The organism is Mycobacterium pinniadriaticum (assembly GCF_026242045.1).
In the GTDB taxonomy this organism is placed as follows: Bacteria; Actinomycetota; Actinomycetes; order Mycobacteriales; family Mycobacteriaceae; genus Mycobacterium; species Mycobacterium pinniadriaticum.
Genome location: NZ_JAPJDO010000020.1, coordinates 1 through 17698, shown reverse-complemented (window position 1 = coordinate 17698; position 17698 = coordinate 1). Strand labels below are relative to the sequence as shown.

The following is a 17698-nucleotide window of genomic DNA, read 5'->3' as shown; positions in this document are numbered from 1 at the left end:
AAGGGAACACGATGTCGACACGCAGCAAGAGCACGATCGCCGCATTATTCGCAGGGGTGTTGGTGGCAGCCACCTCGGCGGCCGCGCCGGCCGCTGCCGTAGCGCCGAATACAGTGGGGAATTCCGCTCCCAATCTGAGTATCTTTACACCCCAGAAGGGCGGGATTTACGTTGGGGGACAACTCTTCTCCGTGGTAATTCCCGCTGGCACGACGTTGCAGACCAGTACCCTGCCATGGGTAGATTCGTCGAGCAATTCGATTGTGATCGCAAAACTGCCCACGGTGAGTGGAAATGTGACGGCCAAGGATATCGATCCTCGCGGCAGCGTTTTCAAGGTGACGTCGGACAAGAATTATCGGTACTTCAAAGGCAATGGCCTGCCCACCACTCCGATGGGGAAATTCGGACCAGTTCAATCCGGCACTCCCGCCTATCCCTATTACGCAGGGGCCCCGGGCGGTACTAACACCACACCGGGTACGCCCGGGTTCGGGCAGCCCTATCCGAACGCCGCTGCCATTGGAATTTCTCCGTACAACCTCGACATCAAAGTGCCGATAGCCCCCAAGTACCTCGCCACGCCGCAGGCAATCCAGTACTTGATCACCGGCGTCACGCTCACCGGCACGGTGTGGCATGCCGAAATCGCAAATGCTTCCGGTACCGCTTGGTACAACCCGATTTCGATCTTGCCGTTGGACCAATGCTTCGGGCACCCCTACAGCCAGCAGTATCACCTGCATGCCTTCTCCTGGAAGTGCTTCCCCAATCAAGGCACCCGCGGTCAATCGCCCCTGGTCGGCTACGCCTTGGATGGATTCGGTATCTACGGACCCCGGGGCGCCGATGGCAAGGAAATCACGAATGCCCAGCTGGACGAATGCCATGGGATGACGTCTCCGGTGCTGTGGAACGGCAAGGTCCAGAACATCTATCACTACGTGCTCAACAGCGAGTATCCGTACTCGGTCGGCTGCTTCCGAGGAGTGGTCGACCCGGCGAATGTGGCCAACACCGTCGTACCGACCCTTGGCCAGCCGATGCCGGCGAGCATGCCAGGTATGGGTCACTGACTTTCTTGGTGGGCGCGGACGGTATCGAACCGCCGACCGCTGGTGTGTAAAGGGACCGGAAGTTGTGCACCATTGTTCGATTGCGTCCGATACGTCCAGCTCGGCGCGGTGTGCGTGTCCAGCCCGTGTCGACTTTTCCGGTTTTCCAGACCATGGATGCACGTCTTGGGACACTGGCGGGACACTGACGAACGGGCGTTCGACACGGGCAAGCGGACTCGCCGGGCGACACGCCTAGACGTGTCGGGGCCTCCCGTAACAATCGCTTCATGGCCTCCACCAACGCCGCCGCTCAGACACCACTGGTCGTTCCCTCGGACGGCCCACACGCGAAGTTCCTGCGTTACGCCCGCGCCGTCGCCAAGGAACACCAACAGCTGTTCCCGATCACACCCGCGACGCGGGCCCTCGTCGTGGGGCTCGACCTCCGCACCCTCGGCCTGCAGCCCGCCGACTACGAAGACCTGGTGCATGTCCTGCGCCGCGATGTCGTCACGCCGATGCTGCTGACGTTCTCCGACGACGATGCCGGTCTGGCCGAGGAGTGGATGCAGGCGTGCGAAGTCGAGGAGCGCTACGTCATCGACTTCACCGACCGGGCGAGCGCAGGCCGATTCCTGGACGCGATGGAGTTCGGGGTCTCGAAGATGCGAGGCGAGGAGCGACGGGGTTACCGCAACTGCCGCACCTTCGACGTCTACTCCGAGATCGACGCGCACTACGCGCCGACGACCGATCTGACCGTCGATGACCGCGTGCGCGCGGCGGTACTCGCCGCCACCGGCTTCGGGTTGGGGACCGACGTCATCGTGTCGCTGGGGCCGACGGTTGGGCGCGCCGACGTGGGCGACAACGACATCGTCACGACCGTTACGCCCGAGGACTTGCACCCCGTGTTCGGCCACTATCTGCGGATGACCGGCAACCGGACTGTCGCCGAGTATCGGTACAGCGCAACATTCGGCAATGTCATCGAGAAGATGGAACCACCGTCGCTCACCAAGGTCTACGACATAGGACTGTCCAGCCTGCTCTCATGGTTCGACGCGTTTCGCATGGTCACTGGCGGGCTCATCGGGGACGCTCAGGCGCTCGCCGAGATCGACACCATACAAACACGCATCCGCCGGGCAGCGCGGGCGCTCGATGACGTCATCGCGGCATTAAGCAGAACCAACGGACGCGACGCCGCGCCCTCGGCGGACACCATCGAGTTCGTCAGCGAGGCGTTCGACCGCGAGCTGCTGTACCTGATGGCGGTGTTCGACGGGTACGGGCGCGCCTTCGTGCGCTGGCTCGACCCGACCACAGGCAAAGACGTCCGCAAGTCGCTGCACTCGTCCAAGACGCTCGATGACTACGTGGACACCAACTACCCTGGCGCTCCGCAGCTGACCCGGCTGCATGAGTTGCAGCGATTCGCCTTCACGTGCTCCCAGCTGCGAAACCGGATCCACGATGCCGTCCTTCCCACCGGGTCGTTCACCAACCGGACCTACGGCAACGGTCAGGCGATCGCCATCGATCTTGGCCAGACCGACGTCGAACTGACCCAGGAGCTGGTCGACCGTCTTGGGGTCTGGCAAGGCCAGTCCCCGACCATCTTCGGTCAGCCGACAACCGTGGCGGAGATCGCCACCACCGCAGTCGAGTTGTTCACCGCCAGCCTGGAGTATGTCGACCTGTTCACATACCTGATCATGTGCAACAGACCGGTCGACGCCCCCAACGCCGCCAGGTTGCTCGGCAGTGTGAACGACACCGGTTTCAGACCGCCCCAACCGCATCCGACCGAAGCGCTCTACCGTCAGCTGTTCCGCTGGGACTGAGCCCCGGGCTGCCTACCCCGCCGCCTCGGTGAAGGTCGGCACCCAGCCGTCGCAGTCCTCGCAGCCGTGAAAGGTGACCACCGTCAGCTCGCCCGACCGCTGCGGCACCTTCACCGTGGCAGACGGCGGCAGCTAAACGTGAGTGGCGAAAGAAGTTTGCCTCAAATAGCCGCTACATGGAGGCGACGGCGAAGAGACGCCACTCGCCAGGCACGCCCTTGAGTTCGTGAGTGCCGCGCTCCTCAAACTCAAGCCCCGACCCGATCACCAGGTCGCGCAGCGTGCTGGACACCAGCACGTCGTTCGGCCCAGCCAATGCGCTCACGCGTGCGCCGATGTGCACAGCGATCCCGCCGATGTCGTCACCGCGTACCTCGCACTCGCCGGTGTGCAATCCGGCGCGCACCTCGATACCGAGGGCTTGCACGGCGTCACGAATTGCCATGGCGCAGCGGATCGCTCGCTGAGGGCCGTCGAACATCGCGAGGAAACCATCACCCGAGGTGTTCACCTCGCGACCGCGAAACCGAGTGAGTTGCGACCGCACCGCAACGTCGTGCGCATCGAGCAAAACATGCCAGTCGCGGTCACCCATCTCCGCTGCCCGGCGCGTCGAGTTCACGATGTCGGTGAAAAGCACTGTGGCAAGCACCCGGTCGTCGGCAACATCGGCCTGCTCGCCGGTGAGAAACTCGGCGATCTCTTGGAAAGACGCTCGCCATCCCGGCTCGACGAAGTGTAGAAGATTGCACCCTGGGAGTTCGACGAATTTAGCGCCGGAGATGTGGTCGGCGATATCCTCGCCCCACTCGGGCGGGACCAAGACGTCATCGGTGTGGTGGAGTACGAGGGTTGGCACGTGGATTGTGGGAAGCACTGCGCGCACGTCCATGTCGGCCGTCAGAGGCATCGTGCGGGCGATAGTTGCTGGGCTCGCAGCCAGGCGTTCGTACCGTGCCCATATTGCCCGGATCTCCTCGTTCCACGGCATGTCCGGATTCGAGAGATGCTGCCACTCTCCCGTGCCCCACATGGCGACGTAGGCAGCGGCGTTTTCCTCGAGGGCTGCCCCTCCTGTGCGTTCAGCCATCGGGTCCGCAACGCCTTCCAGCACGACCAGCGCGGATGTCCGCGACGGATGTGTTGCCGCGAACAGCGCCGCAGCCGGGACAGCGCCATTGGATGCGACGAGGACCGCTTGACTGCTCCCGAGAGCATCGAGTACCGCAGTGATGCTGTCGGCCCATTGCTCTAAGGTCGGCGGCGCGCCCGACGTAATGGGATCGGACACTCCTGTGCCCGGCGGGTCGAAGAAGATGAGCCGACCGAGCGATGTCATCGCCTTGACCCACCCTTGAAGCGACGCGAGCTCCGGAAAGACCTCACAGTTTGTGTTGGGAAGGGCGAACACGATGTCACGCTCACCCTCACGGGACGCGCGATAGGCGACCCGCAAGTCCCCGTTCATCGCATACCGCGTCTCCAAGAACATGGCCGAAGTCTAAGCCGCGAAGTAGGCACGGAAGCGCCAGTCGCGAGGGTCAGCCTGGGGGATGACCCCCGGCCCCGCCTGGAGTCTCGACCGGGACGGTCTCGCTCGACTTTCGCACATTGCGCCCGGACTCCGCTGGTCAGGGCCATATTCCTCGTTTCGGGATGCGCCAACCGCATAAACGCAGTTCAGAGGCTTTTACTCTGATGAGACCTGACGTAGCACAACAACTTTCGTGATCGCACAATAACCGCAGCTCAGAGGCGCCTTTTGTCGAACCGAACCCCTTTCTGACGACGTGGGCCCTGACTTGTATTCCATTGTCCATCAATAGTTTCGACGGTCCCGCATAAAATCGGGGGCATGGTTGCTAGACGTTCTGCGGGTGCGAAGCTGCGGGCCAAGCTCAACGCCGCGTTGCGCGCCACCGGGATCGCGGGCGCGGAGTTCACCGAGCTCGAGACCGAGGCCATCGACGCTGCGGTCCAGGCCGCTGACCGAGCGAGAAGTTGCGCGAAATGTTCGATGCCGAGTTGGCGGGTGAGGCCAAGCCCACGACACTGGCCCGCCTGTCCGCCGAGGCCCGCCATTGTGAGCGGCGCGTCGTGGACCTGGTGGCCATCGTGCAATTGGAGCCGCAGCCGGTGACGTCGCCCGGCATCAGCGGGAGGCGCGTGCCCGCTGGATCGCCGGGACGGGCTTAATCAGCCGGTGGCCGGGTGCAGTTGCTATCCGCGTTGCTATCCATGTCGGGTAATCAGCCTTCCCTGCTCACGGGGGTTTGACCGCATCAACACAGTGGGGGCGCCCGTAGTGCGCCGTCGAACACTGCGTGAAACTCCGAGGGTGCGAGTGCGACATCGGCCAATGCGTACTCGTTGGTCAGCACCGAGGCCAGGTGGGCGATGCCGCCCGGATCCCCGTCCCGGATCTCGCGGGCGTGCTGTCCCTGGCGAACCAGGTCGGTCATCAGATTCATTGCGTCGGCGTAGCGCCCATAAACATCCTCGGCGAAAGCGTCGAGGACAGGGCCGAGGATCGCTGATCCTCCTTTGATCTGGCGCAGCACCGACCTGAAGTGGGCACGCTCGCGGAAGTACGCGGCCGCAGTATCGACGATGAGATGTAGGCGATCCAATGGCGTTCCGTCGGACTGCGCAGCCTGCCTCAACTCGTTCAGATACTCGTCTCCTCGCCGGGTGAGGACCTCGGCGACCAGATGCTGCTTGCTGTCGAAGAACTTGTAGATCGCAGCTGTCGAGTACCCCGACAGGTTGGCGATCCGGCGCAGCGACCCAGTCCGCAGCCCGTCTTCGCCGAAGACCCGTTCCGCCGCGTCGAGGATCTCGCTTCTGTTCTCTGCGCGCCGTGCGGCGCGCCGTTGGCTGCGTAACTCCGCAGGAGCCGTGTCCGTCACGAACCCACCCTAAACCAGTTGGGCTTGAATTATGGACGTACATCCATCAAAGTGGACGAGTGTCCACAACTCCCGCATCCGGCGAGCCCGACGCAGCTGGCAGCCGGGACGAGGACCTGATTCGTTGTGCGGTCGCCAAGCTGAACGCCGGCGACGTCGAGGGCTACCTGGCCGGGTTCTTTCCCGACGCCCCGCGGTGGGTGAGCGGACTGGACAGGCCGCTCACGATCAGCGACATCCGGGCGAACCTCGCCCAATTGAACGAAGCGTTCGACCGTTTGCACCTGGGCGAGGATCTGCTGTTCGGCGCAAGGGGTTTCGTCTGCGCCCGCTGGACGCTGCGGGGTGTCCACGTCGGTGAGTACGGGGGCATCGCGGCGACTCATCGCGACATCGCCGTGGAGAGCTGCGAGATCTACGCCCTCGCCGGGGCCAAGGTTGTCGAATCGTGGGTCTACAGCGACATGACGAGTCTGTTCGATCAGATCGCTCAGCGCCCATGACCCGGTTGAGCAGTTCGATGTTGCTAGACCCGTCGGTGCTTGCTGACCCGTACGACTTCTACCGAACGTTGCGCGAGCACGCACCGGTCTGGGCGGTGCCCGGAACCGACGTCGTCACGATCAGCACCTTCGACCTGCTCTCGGAAGCGGTCGCACGCCCGGAGGACTTCTCGTCCACTATGCGCTGCCTGCTCTACCGCGACGAGAACGGCCTGCCTGCCCGCCTCGACTTCGGCGACGCCGCCACCCCCACCCTGGCAGCCGCCGACCCTCCGCTGCACACCGCCCATCGGCGGGCGGTGTTCCCGGAGCTGGTGGCACGGCGCATGCGCGCCCTGGAAGACGACATCCGCGCGCTGTCAGCGACCACCGTCGCTTCGGCCCTGCGCCACAACATCTTCGACTTCATGGCCACGATCGGCAACATCGTGCCGATCACCGTGGTCGCCAACCTGATTGGCTTCCGCGACATTAACCCGATGCAGCTCCTGCAGGCCGCGTTCGAATCCACCACAATGGTTGGAGGAACCATGCCACTGGATCGGCTCAACGACCTCGTCACCCGCATCGGCGTCATCCAAGAATGGATCGCAGACCAGGTCCGGCACCCCGGTGAGGGCGATGACGAAACAATCCTGCTGGCGGTGCGGCGAGCACTGGACGCCGGCACCCTGCAGATGGGTGAGGTGCAGACCATCCTGCACACTCTGCTCAGCGCTGGCGGAGAGTCGACAACCAGCCTGCTCGGCAACGCTGTGAGGATGCTTGCTGAAAACCAGGCGTTGCAGCAGGAGCTACGCGAAAATCCCGACGAAGTCGACGCTTTCGTGGAAGAAGCCCTCCGCCTCGAATCGCCGTTTCGACAAATGATGCGCAGCGTTCCCCACGACACCACACTCGGCGGCACCCACATCGCAGCGGGTTCCACAGCGTTGCTGTTCTTCGCTGCCGGAAATCGAGATCCCGCCCAGTTCGACGATCCCGATCGTATAGACCTGACACGGGGATCGCCCAAGCGTCACTTGGCTTTTGGGCACGGCATCCACTTCTGTGTCGGAGCAGCACTCGCCCGCATAGAAGCCCGCGCCGTACTCAGCGAACTCCTTGAGCAGACCCAAAACTTCGCGCTCGACCCCGACCACAACCCTCAGTGGGTGGACAGCATCCTCGTCCGCAGACACGAGCAACTCCATCTGCACGCCACTCCGTCATAGAGGCAGCGCGACGATTCCCGTCAACCGCTAGTACGCGATCAAAACACGGGCAAGCCGGCTTTGACTGCACCGGTGATCCCACCGTCGACGACGAGGTCGGTGCCAGTGATGAAGCTGGCAGCCGGGCTGAGTAAGAACTCGACGGCGGCCGCGATGTCATCAGTTGTGCCGATTCGCCCTGCAGCGGATAGGTCGATCATCGACTTGATCACCGTGCCCGAGCTGCCGTTGAGTTCCTGCCTGCCCATGGCCGTAGAGATGACTCCAGGACTGATCGAGTTGATTCGCGCGCTGCGCTGGCCCCACGCAGATGCCGCACCCGCAACCCGAAGGTGGTTGGCGCGCTTGGCGAAACCGTAGGCCTCCTGAGGGTTGCGGAACAGTTTCGGAGCACATGCCGGTATCGCCATCAGGTGCTGCGATTGAGCACTTGCCAACGCGTGCTCAATCCCCGCGCCGGATGAAAATGGCCCGCCATGCTGGCGATGACCACTCCTGCTCCTCCCGCCTCGATCACTTCGCCGAACTGCTCGAGCACCACAGCCACACCGAGCAGGTCGACGTGGAGGATCGTGTCGATATCGGCCTGTTCGGGTGAGACACCCGCGGTATGAACGAGATTCGTGATCGGTCCGAACGCGCTGGCGTACGCGGCGAGATCGGCTACGGAACGTGGCGAGGTTACATCGACAGTCTTCGCGTGAACGTCGTGTCCGTCCGCATCCAGGACCCGGGTAACGGCCTCGAGATTCTGCGGGTTCACATCGGACAGCACGATAGTGCGTCCCGAGCCGAGGCGATGCGCGATCGCTACACCCATTCCACCGGACCCGACGATGACGATGACGTTGTTACGCATCAGCGTCTCAGCTGGCCTTCTGAGCCGATGCGGAGAAAGCCTCTAGTTCAGCGGGGACGTCAGGACCGGCGGGTGTGTAAATGACTTCCGTGATGCCTTGCTCGCCCGCCTCGTCCATTCGCGCAGCAATCGAATCGGGATCACCCGACCAGCCGCAGTCGAGGAGCGCCTTACCCGCAGCGGCGACAAGGACGCGATCACGATCAGTGACTGTCGACAAGTGCCCCTGATGAACGACGAGGTGGCGCTCGCCTTCAGGACGCTCACCCTTGACCCCCTCGTGCCACTCCGCACCGCCTGGCACAGACGCGACGGCATCGGGGGCGTACTCCCACAGCCCGTGGACGCTGGTGGTGTAGCCCGGGCCGGCGGCAGCATGCACGCGTTGCGATGTCTCGTCCTCCCCCGGTCGGAGGACCGTGCCGAAAACCAGAAGGCCGCGGTGGGCGCAATCAAGAGGTTCGCTCGGCGGTGACACCACGAGGACACCGTCGACGCCCAGCTCCCGGGCAGCACTCATGCCTTTAGGACCCGAGGGCGCGACCCAGAGGGGAACGGCGATCGGTCTATTCGGCGCGAGCTCGTCGACGTGCATCATCTGGCAGGCGCCGCCGTCGATCTCGACGACATCGCCGTCCAGCAGTTTGCGTACTTGCCGGGTGTACTCCGTGAGCGCCTTCCAGGTCATTGACTTCTGCCCCATCGCCACCCGAGCTGTGAAACCGGTTCCGAACGCCACGACAAGTCGACCGGGTGCCAGTGCCTCGACGGCGGCGATAGCCGAGGCGGTCACCATCGGGTGTCGCATGCTGGGGACGGCGACACCTGTTCCCAGGCCGATGCGGTCGACGGCGTCGGCGATGCGCGCCAACGAAATCCAGATGTCGGTGTACAGGGCGGGCGAGTCGAACAGCCATACGCGCTCGTACCCGAGCTTCTCCGCTATCTGGCTGTGTTCGACTGACTGCAATCCGGGCGGACAGGCGAACGAGATTTTCGGCCGTGACATTGGACAACTTTCTTAGTCGGGACACTTCACGAGACGCCGCCGTCGATGGTCATCAACGATCCCGTGGTGTAGCTGGACGCATCCGAGAGGAAATATATGGCGGCACCGACGATCTCGTCCGGACGTCCGACCCGCCCCAGTGCGATGGGCCGCACGACCTCGGGCAACAGGTCCGCGTTGCGGACGAAGCCCGCCGCGGCATCGGTATCGAAGGTGCCGCAGATGATCCCGTTGACGCGGATGCCGGCGTTGGCATACTCCAGTGCGGCCGCCTTCGTCAGCGCGTTGAGTCCGGCCTTAGCAGCGGAGTACACGGGGGCCGTCGAGATGGGTTTGACCGACGCCAGCGAGCTGATGTTGATGATCGACCCTCCACCGGTGGCCTTCATCGCGTCGGCGGCCAGGGCTGTCAGCCGCGTCGGGCCCTTGAGGTTGACGCCGATCACCTTGTCGAACAGCGTCTCTGACGTCTGCAGGAGCAACGGCACCAGCAGGCTCATCCCCGCGTTGTTGATGAGTCCGTCGAGGCGCCCCCAGCGTGTTGTGGCTTCCGCCACGACCTGGTCGAGGGACTCCCAATTGCCGACATGACAGGCCAAGGCGAACGCGTCGCCGCCGCTGCCTCGGATTTGTGCGGCCAATTCCTCGCAGGCGTCGATCTTGCGGCTGGCGATCACCACGCGCGCCCCGCGTTCGGCCAGACCCAGAGACATCGCTCGGCCCAGTCCGCGGCTGCCGCCGGTCACCAGAACGACGCGGTCGGCAACGGAGAACAACGGATCGGTCACCGAGCGAACCTCTTTGCGCGCGAGAGCAGTTCGTCCACGACGAATCCGAAGACCTCGTGGTGTGGGTTGGCGGACTCGCCGCGACGGAATTTCGCGTACGAGGCTTCCAGGACGATTGCCAACTTCCATGCGCTGAAGGCCTGATACCAGTCGAATCCGGACAGATCGCGGCCGGTCGCCGCAGCGTACCGCCCCGCCAATTGTGCTGGAGTTTGGCATTGTTCGGCATCGATGCCATTCGGAGTCCCCGGCGCGGCGAGCGCGATCAGATTGCCCTCCTCCGGCCAGAAGATCAGCGCCCAAGCCAGGTCAATGAGCGGGTCCCCAATGGTGGTCATCTCGAAATCGACCACGCTGATCACTTGCGGGGGCGGCTGCCGCGACCACAGCACGTTGTCGAGTTTGTAGTCACCGTGCATCACCGTCAGGTCACCGCGTGCCGGCTGGTTCGTCGCCAACCATGCCGCGACATCATCGACACCGTCCAACTCGCGGGAACGGTAGGACTCCAGCTGGGCCATCCAGCGATCCACCTGCCGGGCCAGGAAGCCCTCGGGGTGCGACAGCTCCGCCAACGGCGTGGACCGCCAGTCCACCTCGTGCAGGTCGACGAGAGTGTCGATCAGACCCTCCCCCACCGAATGGTGTGACTCTGGTTGTCCGGCAATGGCTTCAGGGAGGCCGTTGCGGCGCACCACCTCGCCGTCGATGAAGGACATGACAAAGAAGGGGGCCCCGATGATCGCGGGGTCGTCGCCGACGGCCAGGATGGTCGGCACCGGTACCGCCGACCCGGCCAGTGATTCGATCACCCGAGCTTCGCGGACCACATGGTGCGCGGTGTCGGACACCGACGTCAGGGGCGCGCGGCGCACCACCCACGATTGTCCGAGCCGCTCGACTCGGAACATCTCGCAGCTGGCACCCCCGCTCATCGGTGTCACCGTCACCTCGGCAGGCTCGCCGGTCGCCTGACCTAGCCAGTCGGTGAAGCGCACGACGTCGAACTCCGCCGCGGTGTGGTTCATGCGCTGGCTTCCAGCAGGTGGGCGAACCGCGCACGGGCCTGGGCCAGCCGGGTCGGGACGTGCTCGCTGGGCCAGCCCTCGACCGCCTCATATCGGGCCAGCTCACTCTTGGCGACGCTGACCTTGTGCACCTCGTTGGCGCCATCGACGAGACTGGCCATCCGGGCCATCCTGTACATCGACTCCAGTGGCATGTCGCCGCTGTAGCCCAGGGAGCCGTGGACCTGCAGCGCCCGGTCCACGACGTTGTGCACCACCTGCGCGTTGTACACCTTGCACATCGCGATGTCGCTGCGCGCCGCCCGATTTCCGTCGCGGTCGAACTTCCACGCAGCCCGCAGGGTGAGGAGTTTGGCCGTCTCCAACTCGATGCGGGAGTTGGCGATGTACTCCTGAACCATCTGGTGGCGGGTGTAACTCTTGCCGAACGACGACCGCGACTGGGCGCGCTCGCACATCATGTCGAACGCCCGCTCGGCCTCGGCGAGCCATCGCGTCGCATGATGCAGCCGTCCCGGCCCCAGTCGGACTTGCGAGAGTACGAAACCATGCCCCTGCGGGCCGATCAGATGGTCGCGCGGCACGCGCGCATCGTCCAGCACGACCTCCGCGTGGTTGCCGATCCGACCGAATGCCACGTCGGGATCGTGCATCGAAGGGATGTCACGCAGGACGGTCAGACCCGGAGTGTCCTTCTCCACAACGATCATCGAGCAGCGTAGATGTGGTGCGGCATCTGGGTCGGTGACCACCATGAAGATGATGAAGTCGGCGATCGACGCATTGGTGATCATCCACTTGCGGCCATTGAGCACCCACTCGTCGCCCTCGAGCACTCCCGTCGACTCGATCTGCGTCGGATCAGTCCCGGACACCCACGGTTCGGTGATGGCGAACGCACTGCGGAGGTCACCGCGGAGGTTAGGCCACAGCCAGCGGTCCTTTTGTTCCTCGGTGCCGCCCTCGGCGATCAGTTCGGCATTGCCCGAGTCCGGGGCCATGTTGCCGAAGACCTCCATCGCCAAGCCCACCCGACCGGTAATAAGGTTCATCTGCGCCAGTGGCAGCTGGCCGAAGCCGTTGCCGCCCATATCCTTCGGCAGATGCGCGGCCCACAAGCCACGCTCTCGTACCTGTTCCTTGAGCGGGTCCAGCAGGTTCTTGGTCTGCAGCGGTGAGAGGTGCGGAAGCAGCGGCTCGATCGGGTGTAGCTCGTCGTCGACGAAACTCCGTACCCAGTCGAGCGTGGGTTCGAAGTCCTTATCCGCGCAGAAGTCCCATGCCATGCAAACTACCTCTCCGGCCCGGTGGACTGGCTTCTGCCGGGTCAAGTATTAGAAAAACACTGTTTTCGCAATTTTGCAAAGGCCGTGTTCAGTCGCTCCACACCAAGTCCGGATCAGTGGCGACGCGGGCGGGCGCTTCGGGAACGCCAGGTACGCTGCGCGAGAACCGGGGCGCGACGGAAGCCTGCATGACGCCGTCGATGACGCTCACGGCTCCGCGAGCAGACATGTGCGCGTCGTCGGCGGCCTCGGCGAACGTCAGCACCGGCGTGACGCACGCGTCGGTGCCGTCGAACACCGCGGACCATTCATCGCGGGTACGGCTCCGGAATGCGTGCGTGAACATCTCCCGCAACGTCTCCCAATGCGCCCTGTCGTTGCGATCAGGCAGGTTCGCTCGATCGGACAGGCCGAGGCCGATGAGTAGTTCGGTGTAGAACTGGGGCTCAATGGCCCCCACCGCCATGTACTTGCCGTCGGCGGTTTCATACGTGTCGTAGTACGGCGCACCGGTGTCGAGCATGTTGCCGCCGCGTTCGTCGCTCCATAATCCGATTCCACGGAACGCCCAGATCATCTGGCCAAGCACCGAAACCCCGTCGACGATGGCCGCATCGATCACCTGACCGCGGCCAGAAGTCTGGCGTTCGACGAGCGCCGCGAGGACGCCGACGAGCAGGAACATCGAGCCTCCCCCGAAGTCACCGACCAGGTTCAACGGCGGCACGGGTCGATCGCCTCGTCGCCCGATCGCATGCAGGAAACCGGTCAAACCCAGGTAGTTGATATCGTGGCCCGCTCGGGGCGCGCGCGGACCGGTCTGACCCCAGCCGGTCATCCGGGCGTATATCAACCGTGGGTTGAGCGACTGCATATCCTCTGGGCCGTATCCCAGTCGTTCCATCACCCCCGGACGGAAGCCCTCGACGAGAACGTCGGCCCGCGCAATGAGTTTCATGACCGAGGCCTTGTCGTCATGGTCCTTCACGTTCGCCTCCACCACGGCTCGCCCTCGCAGCATTCCGTCGGCGTTGAACCCGGCGAGAGGCAACACCCCGCGTCGCTGAATGCGCACCACATCGGCACCCAGGTCGGCAAGCACCATGGCCGCGTGCGGCCCCGGACCCACGCCGGCGAACTCGATCACCCGTATCCCGTGCAACGGACCCCGGTCAGGGGAGTCTGCAGCAACACCGTCATCCATAAAGTGCATTAAACAACATCGTTTTCTAAAATGACGCAGACCTTGGCGGTGACCTGTCGCCTAGCGGCGACGGCTGGTAGCCAACCCCGAAAGCACTTCCTGACGGACCCCGGCGACGATCCAGTCGATGGTTCGCAGATAGGACTGCTGCCGCTTCTTCGCATCGAGGGCGCCCGCGCGGGTGGGCGGAACCTGGCGCAGCGCCTGCGCTTCGACGATGGTGTGGTTGATCGTCGTATTCACCAACGAACGGCAGCAGTCAGTGGCGATCCTGCGGTCGATTCCTGCCTGTACCAGCGACTTCAGCAGTTTGTCGACATAGGAGGTAACAGCACCACGGTCGTCGACGTTCATCAGTTCGGTGAGGAACGGATGCGCTTGCAGCGCCTCGTCCAGCGCGAGACTCCACTGCACGGCGGTGGACTCCCACGAGTCATATTCGTGGAAGTCCAATTGCAGCTGGGAGAAATGGCGGTCGATGAGTGCCCGAATCAGCTCTTCGCGATTTCCCACCTGCTGGTAGAGCGTGCGGGTGGAGCACCTGAGATCGGCGGCGAGACGTCGTGCGTTGAGCGCCTGCGCACCCTCGGCGTCGATCAGCGCCAAGGCATGTTCGTAGATCGCGTCGACCGGTATGAGCGGCTTAGCCATTAGCAGGCTCTCGCTGTTGCTTGGTAGTGGAACGAAGCGACGACATGCCGTCATCTTACGGTGACGACGTTGTTTTAACAGCGCACCCGCCGTGTCCGGGTTCGTCAGCACCGTCCCCGCCCCAGCAGGCCACTTTGTGAGCAGGACCACCATGCTGTAGAAAAACAATGTAGTTTTACGGTGGACTTCGTGTATCTAGCCGTTTGGAAGGAGTCGGCGCATGGCACCGACGCTGAGGGAGGACATCGTGACTTTGACTCCTGATCTCGTCCACGAGGCCGTTCGCCGGTTCACCGCCGCCGATGGAATCTTCGCCGTGACCGAGCGGCAGGTGGCAGGAGTACCCCGACGCGTCTTCGCACATGCTGCACCCACCGTCCTCGACATCCTCACCTCGGGTCGCGGGCACGGCGGTACGGACTTTGTGGTCTTCGGTGACCGACGGTGGTCCTTCGAGCAGTTCTTCGCCGACGTCGACGCACTGGCCGCCGTGCTGCAACACGACATGGGTGTCAACCGCGGCAATCGGATCGCCATTGCGATGCGTAACTGTCCTGACTGGGTCCTGGTCTTCGCCGCTGCGGTCCATGTGGGCGCTGTCCCGGTGCTGATCAATAGTTGGGGGTCTGCGGAGGAACTCGAATTCACCCTGCGTGACTCGGACCCGACTGTGTTGGCCGCCGACCTGCCCCGTACCAGACTGGCCACCGAAACACTGCGACAACGCCGAATGGCCCTGCTGTTCAGCGATGTCGATGGTGGCGCAGAACAACTCGATGGCCACCCCCTAGCGGATCTCGACATCAGGAACATTGAGGACGCCCTGGCCGCGGGCCGCGGGCGCAACTACGCCATCGTGCATCCTGAACCCGAAGACATGGCCATGCTTCTCTACACCTCAGGCAGTACTGGCCATCCCAAGGGCGTGATCTATTGCCATATCTCAGTAGGTCAGGCACTAATGCACATGATGCTGGCCGGCTTCCTCCCCCTCGAATTCAGCGGGGCGATCGAACTGCGTGGTGGCGCGACCACTGAAGCGCAACTGGTTACGGTGCCGCTGTTTCACGCGACTGGATTGTTCAGCGGCTTCCTGCTGCCCTGCGTGGTCGGTCAGAAGGTGGTGCTGCTGCGCAAATGGGACGCCGTGACTGCGATGCAGACCATCCAGAACGAGAAGGTCACGATGGTCGCGACGGTGCCTGCGATCCTCAAGGATCTGTTGACTCATCCCAGGTTTGACGACTTCGACCTCTCATCCATCTCGCGGGTCGCCGCGGCCGGGGCCGCCACCCCGGCAGGGCTTCCCGAGTTGTTGCGCCACAGACTCGGCATCGAGAATCGGTCAGCGGGCTACGGGATGACCGAGACGGCGTCGGTGTGCGCAACGATGAGCGGACCGGTGTTCGATCTCAAACCCACGGCCGCAGGCATCATTTCACCGATCATCGACCTCCGGGCTGTGGACTCTGCGGGGAATGTCCTGCAGTCCGGGTCGGAGGGCGAGATACAGCTGCGGGGCGTCACCATCACCCCCGGATATTGGCAGCGCGATGACCTCACCGAAGAAGCGTTCACCCCCGACGGGTGGCTGCGCACCGGCGACCTGGGAAGCGTGGATGCCGATGGTTTCCTGCACATCACCGGACGGATCAAAGAGATCGTCATCCGCGGCGGAGAGAACATCGCCCCCGCCGAAATCGAGAACGTCGCCTACCGACACTCATCCGTCAAAGAGGTCGCGGTCTTCGGCGTCCCCGACGATGCCATGGGTGAAGAATTGGCCATGGTGTGCCACCCCCAACCAGGCTCCTCGCTCACCGAGGACGAGCTTCGCGCGCACCTGCGCGAAGCGCTACCAACGTTCAAGGTGCCGAAATACGTTGCACTGACTGACGAGCCACTACCCCGCAACGCCAGCGAGAAGATTCACCGGCTGGCCCTTCGCAACGCCTTCGTTGCGAACTGAATTGCCGCCACGAAGCGAGGAGAGATCTCGATGAACGTACGTCGCGTGGTGACCGGCCACGACGAGCACGGCAAGGCGGTCATCGTCGACGATGGCGTCGTCGAGCCGACGACGGTGGCGCTGACGCCTACTGCCTACCACGAACTTTGGCGAGCAGATTCACCACCGACCCTTCCCGACGCCGGCACCAACGCGCCCAAGACGACTTTCTTCCCCCCGGTCGGCGGGTACCGCTTCTTCCTGTTGACCTTCCCGCCCGGCGATGGGGGCACCAATTTCGAAGACCTCGAAATCGAAGCGGGTCTGCGTGAGTTGCAGGAGAAGCTACCCGGCATGTTGGAAACCAACGAGTTCGACAACCCCGGCATGCACACCACGGACACCGTCGACATGGAGATCGTCATCTCCGGCGAGATCGTCCTCGAACTCGACGACGGCGTCGAGACGACACTGCGCCCAGGCGATGTGAACATCCAGAACGGCACCCGGCACCGTTGGCACAATCGCGGCACCGAGCCCGCGGTCATGGCCGTGGCCATGGTCGGTCTGCCACGAACCACCTGACGAAAGGGAGCGGCGATGGAGCTCTACGACGTCATGCGAACCACATTCGCGGTGCGTGAGTTCACCGACGATCCACTTCCAGATCCGGTCCTCTACCGAATCCTCGACAATGCCCGCTTCGCGCCGAGCGGCGGCAACCGGCAGGGCACGCACATCGTCGCAGTTCGGGATGTGGCCCTGCGCGAACGGCTCGGCGACCTGAACGTCCCGGGCGCACAACGCTACTTCGCCCAGATATCGGCGGGCGAAAGCCCGTGGAATGCCGTTGAACCGAGCGGCGTGCCTGCTGAGACGATCGCGGACACGGTGGTACCCGACGAGTTCACCGCGCCATTCCGGCGAGCAGCAGTCGTGCTGGTGATCACCGTCGATCTGACGTGCGTGGCGGCGATGGACCAACAGCTGGATCGGATCGGGTCGCCCGATCGCATGGTCTGAGTGATCAAGGCATCGATTGCCGGCCCTTCAAGGCGAAGAAAGGAGGTCGTATAGTTCGGCGTAACTACGACAACGTCTTTTGTCGTCGAAAAGCGTTGTTGCACAGCGCGTACGACTCTGCGCTGGTCTCCTGGCACGGACAGGTCCGCCGCGAGGACGATGTAGTAAGTCATCATTGGCGAGTAATGGTTGGTTGCTTCGAACCATTGTCGGATCAGAGTCGCCACAACGTCTTCCTTCAACAGCTCGATGTGACTTTTCAGGCTCTTCACGATTGACGGTGTAGTTGTGGTCTGAATCCGCCGGTTTCCAGTAGCGATCGGGCGATGTAGTTGGTGAGGTTGCGGAAGCCCAGGGCCGATCCGCGGAGG

Annotated in this window: 15 protein-coding genes and 2 pseudogenes; 8 read left to right on the top strand and 9 right to left on the bottom strand. The window is 63.6% G+C overall.

Features of this window, described 5'->3' with window-relative positions; genetic code table 11:
* The first annotated feature begins 11 nt into the window (after positions 1 to 11).
* Both ORI27_RS20330 and ORI27_RS20325 read left to right on the top strand, forming a co-directional pair.
* On the top strand, positions 12 to 1076 hold the full coding sequence (locus ORI27_RS20330; protein WP_265998819.1) for a YHYH protein: 1065 nt from the start codon (positions 12 to 14) through the stop codon (positions 1074 to 1076).
* 269 nt (positions 1077 to 1345) lie between these two features.
* Positions 1346 to 2905, top strand: coding sequence for a hypothetical protein (locus ORI27_RS20325; protein ID WP_265998818.1), 1560 nt, complete (start codon positions 1346 to 1348; stop codon positions 2903 to 2905).
* Between the two features lie 172 nt (positions 2906 to 3077).
* Here the strand turns inward: ORI27_RS20325 and ORI27_RS20320 are convergent, their stop codons facing one another.
* The gene (locus tag ORI27_RS20320) at positions 3078 to 4397 is read right to left on the bottom strand and encodes an adenylate/guanylate cyclase domain-containing protein (protein ID WP_265998817.1); all 1320 of its coding nucleotides are present in this window, start codon (positions 4395 to 4397) and stop codon (positions 3078 to 3080) included.
* A 509-nt stretch (positions 4398 to 4906) separates the two neighbouring features.
* Here ORI27_RS20320 and ORI27_RS20315 point away from each other — a divergent pair.
* Positions 4907 to 5101, top strand: a complete 195-nt coding sequence (locus tag ORI27_RS20315) for a hypothetical protein (RefSeq protein ID WP_265998816.1) — start codon at positions 4907 to 4909, stop codon at positions 5099 to 5101.
* 86 nt (positions 5102 to 5187) lie between these two features.
* On the opposite strand, the gene ORI27_RS20310 is transcribed toward ORI27_RS20315, so the two are convergent.
* The gene (locus ORI27_RS20310) at positions 5188 to 5814 is read right to left on the bottom strand and encodes a TetR/AcrR family transcriptional regulator (protein ID WP_265998815.1); all 627 of its coding nucleotides are present in this window, start codon (positions 5812 to 5814) and stop codon (positions 5188 to 5190) included.
* Between the two features lie 59 nt (positions 5815 to 5873).
* Between ORI27_RS20310 and ORI27_RS20305 the strand changes: the two genes are divergently transcribed.
* Together ORI27_RS20305 and ORI27_RS20300 are read left to right on the top strand one after the other, a co-directional pair.
* The gene (locus ORI27_RS20305) at positions 5874 to 6317 is read left to right on the top strand and encodes an ester cyclase (RefSeq protein WP_265998814.1); all 444 of its coding nucleotides are present in this window, start codon (positions 5874 to 5876) and stop codon (positions 6315 to 6317) included.
* Positions 6318 to 6496: 179 nt separating this feature from the next.
* Positions 6497 to 7531 (top strand): cytochrome P450, encoded by a 1035-nt coding sequence (locus ORI27_RS20300; protein WP_265998813.1) that lies wholly within the window; start codon positions 6497 to 6499, stop codon positions 7529 to 7531.
* Between the two features lie 38 nt (positions 7532 to 7569).
* Here the strand turns inward: ORI27_RS20300 and ORI27_RS20295 are convergent.
* The 7 genes and pseudogenes from ORI27_RS20295 to ORI27_RS20265 form a co-directional block, all read right to left on the bottom strand.
* Positions 7570 to 8390, bottom strand: a pseudogene (locus tag ORI27_RS20295) (SDR family oxidoreductase).
* A 7-nt stretch (positions 8391 to 8397) separates the two neighbouring features.
* Entirely contained in the window at positions 8398 to 9399 is a 1002-nt protein-coding gene (locus tag ORI27_RS20290) for an LLM class flavin-dependent oxidoreductase (RefSeq protein ID WP_265998812.1), read from the bottom strand.
* 26 nt (positions 9400 to 9425) lie between these two features.
* Entirely contained in the window at positions 9426 to 10187 is a 762-nt protein-coding gene (locus tag ORI27_RS20285) for an SDR family NAD(P)-dependent oxidoreductase (RefSeq protein ID WP_265998811.1), read from the bottom strand.
* The gene (locus ORI27_RS20280) at positions 10184 to 11215 is read right to left on the bottom strand and encodes a phosphotransferase family protein (protein ID WP_265998810.1); all 1032 of its coding nucleotides are present in this window, start codon (positions 11213 to 11215) and stop codon (positions 10184 to 10186) included. The genes ORI27_RS20285 and ORI27_RS20280 overlap by 4 nt, the downstream gene beginning before the upstream one ends.
* Positions 11212 to 12501, bottom strand: coding sequence for an acyl-CoA dehydrogenase family protein (locus tag ORI27_RS20275; RefSeq protein WP_265998809.1), 1290 nt, complete (start codon positions 12499 to 12501; stop codon positions 11212 to 11214). Before ORI27_RS20275 ends, ORI27_RS20280 begins: the two co-directional genes overlap by 4 nt.
* An 88-nt stretch (positions 12502 to 12589) precedes the next feature.
* Positions 12590 to 13705, bottom strand: a complete 1116-nt coding sequence (locus tag ORI27_RS20270) for a CaiB/BaiF CoA transferase family protein (RefSeq protein ID WP_265998808.1) — start codon at positions 13703 to 13705, stop codon at positions 12590 to 12592.
* A gap of 60 nt (positions 13706 to 13765) precedes the next feature.
* Entirely contained in the window at positions 13766 to 14509 is a 744-nt protein-coding gene (locus tag ORI27_RS20265; RefSeq protein WP_265998807.1) for a TetR/AcrR family transcriptional regulator, read from the bottom strand.
* A gap of 67 nt (positions 14510 to 14576) precedes the next feature.
* On the opposite strand from ORI27_RS20265, the gene ORI27_RS20260 reads away from it, so the two are divergent.
* From ORI27_RS20260 to ORI27_RS20250, 3 genes and pseudogenes are all read left to right on the top strand, one after another.
* Positions 14577 to 16325, top strand: a complete 1749-nt coding sequence (locus ORI27_RS20260; RefSeq protein WP_265998806.1) for a class I adenylate-forming enzyme family protein — start codon at positions 14577 to 14579, stop codon at positions 16323 to 16325.
* 30 nt (positions 16326 to 16355) lie between these two features.
* Complete coding sequence (locus ORI27_RS20255) at positions 16356 to 16889, top strand: cupin domain-containing protein (RefSeq protein WP_265998805.1); 534 nt, start codon at positions 16356 to 16358, stop codon at positions 16887 to 16889.
* 15 nt (positions 16890 to 16904) lie between these two features.
* Positions 16905 to 17306: pseudogene (locus ORI27_RS20250) on the top strand (nitroreductase family protein); the annotation flags it as partial.
* Between the last annotated feature and the right edge of the window lie 392 nt (positions 17307 to 17698).

Excerpts from the sequence above, each read along its gene's own strand:
- ORI27_RS20330 (WP_265998819.1), top strand. The coding sequence starts at position 12 with ATGTCGACACGCAGCAAGAGCACGATCGCCGCATTATTCGCAGGGGTG.
- ORI27_RS20325 (WP_265998818.1), top strand. The coding sequence starts at position 1,346 with ATGGCCTCCACCAACGCCGCCGCTCAGACACCACTGGTCGTTCCCTCG.
- ORI27_RS20320 (WP_265998817.1), bottom strand. The coding sequence starts at position 4,397 with ATGTTCTTGGAGACGCGGTATGCGATGAACGGGGACTTGCGGGTCGCC.
- ORI27_RS20300 (WP_265998813.1), top strand. The coding sequence starts at position 6,497 with ATGCGCTGCCTGCTCTACCGCGACGAGAACGGCCTGCCTGCCCGCCTC.
- ORI27_RS20290 (WP_265998812.1), bottom strand. The coding sequence starts at position 9,399 with ATGTCACGGCCGAAAATCTCGTTCGCCTGTCCGCCCGGATTGCAGTCA.
- ORI27_RS20280 (WP_265998810.1), bottom strand. The coding sequence starts at position 11,215 with ATGAACCACACCGCGGCGGAGTTCGACGTCGTGCGCTTCACCGACTGG.
- ORI27_RS20275 (WP_265998809.1), bottom strand. The coding sequence starts at position 12,501 with ATGGCATGGGACTTCTGCGCGGATAAGGACTTCGAACCCACGCTCGAC.
- ORI27_RS20270 (WP_265998808.1), bottom strand. The coding sequence starts at position 13,705 with ATGGATGACGGTGTTGCTGCAGACTCCCCTGACCGGGGTCCGTTGCAC.
- ORI27_RS20265 (WP_265998807.1), bottom strand. The coding sequence starts at position 14,509 with ATGGTGGTCCTGCTCACAAAGTGGCCTGCTGGGGCGGGGACGGTGCTG.
- ORI27_RS20260 (WP_265998806.1), top strand. The coding sequence starts at position 14,577 with ATGGCACCGACGCTGAGGGAGGACATCGTGACTTTGACTCCTGATCTC.
- ORI27_RS20255 (WP_265998805.1), top strand. The coding sequence starts at position 16,356 with ATGAACGTACGTCGCGTGGTGACCGGCCACGACGAGCACGGCAAGGCG.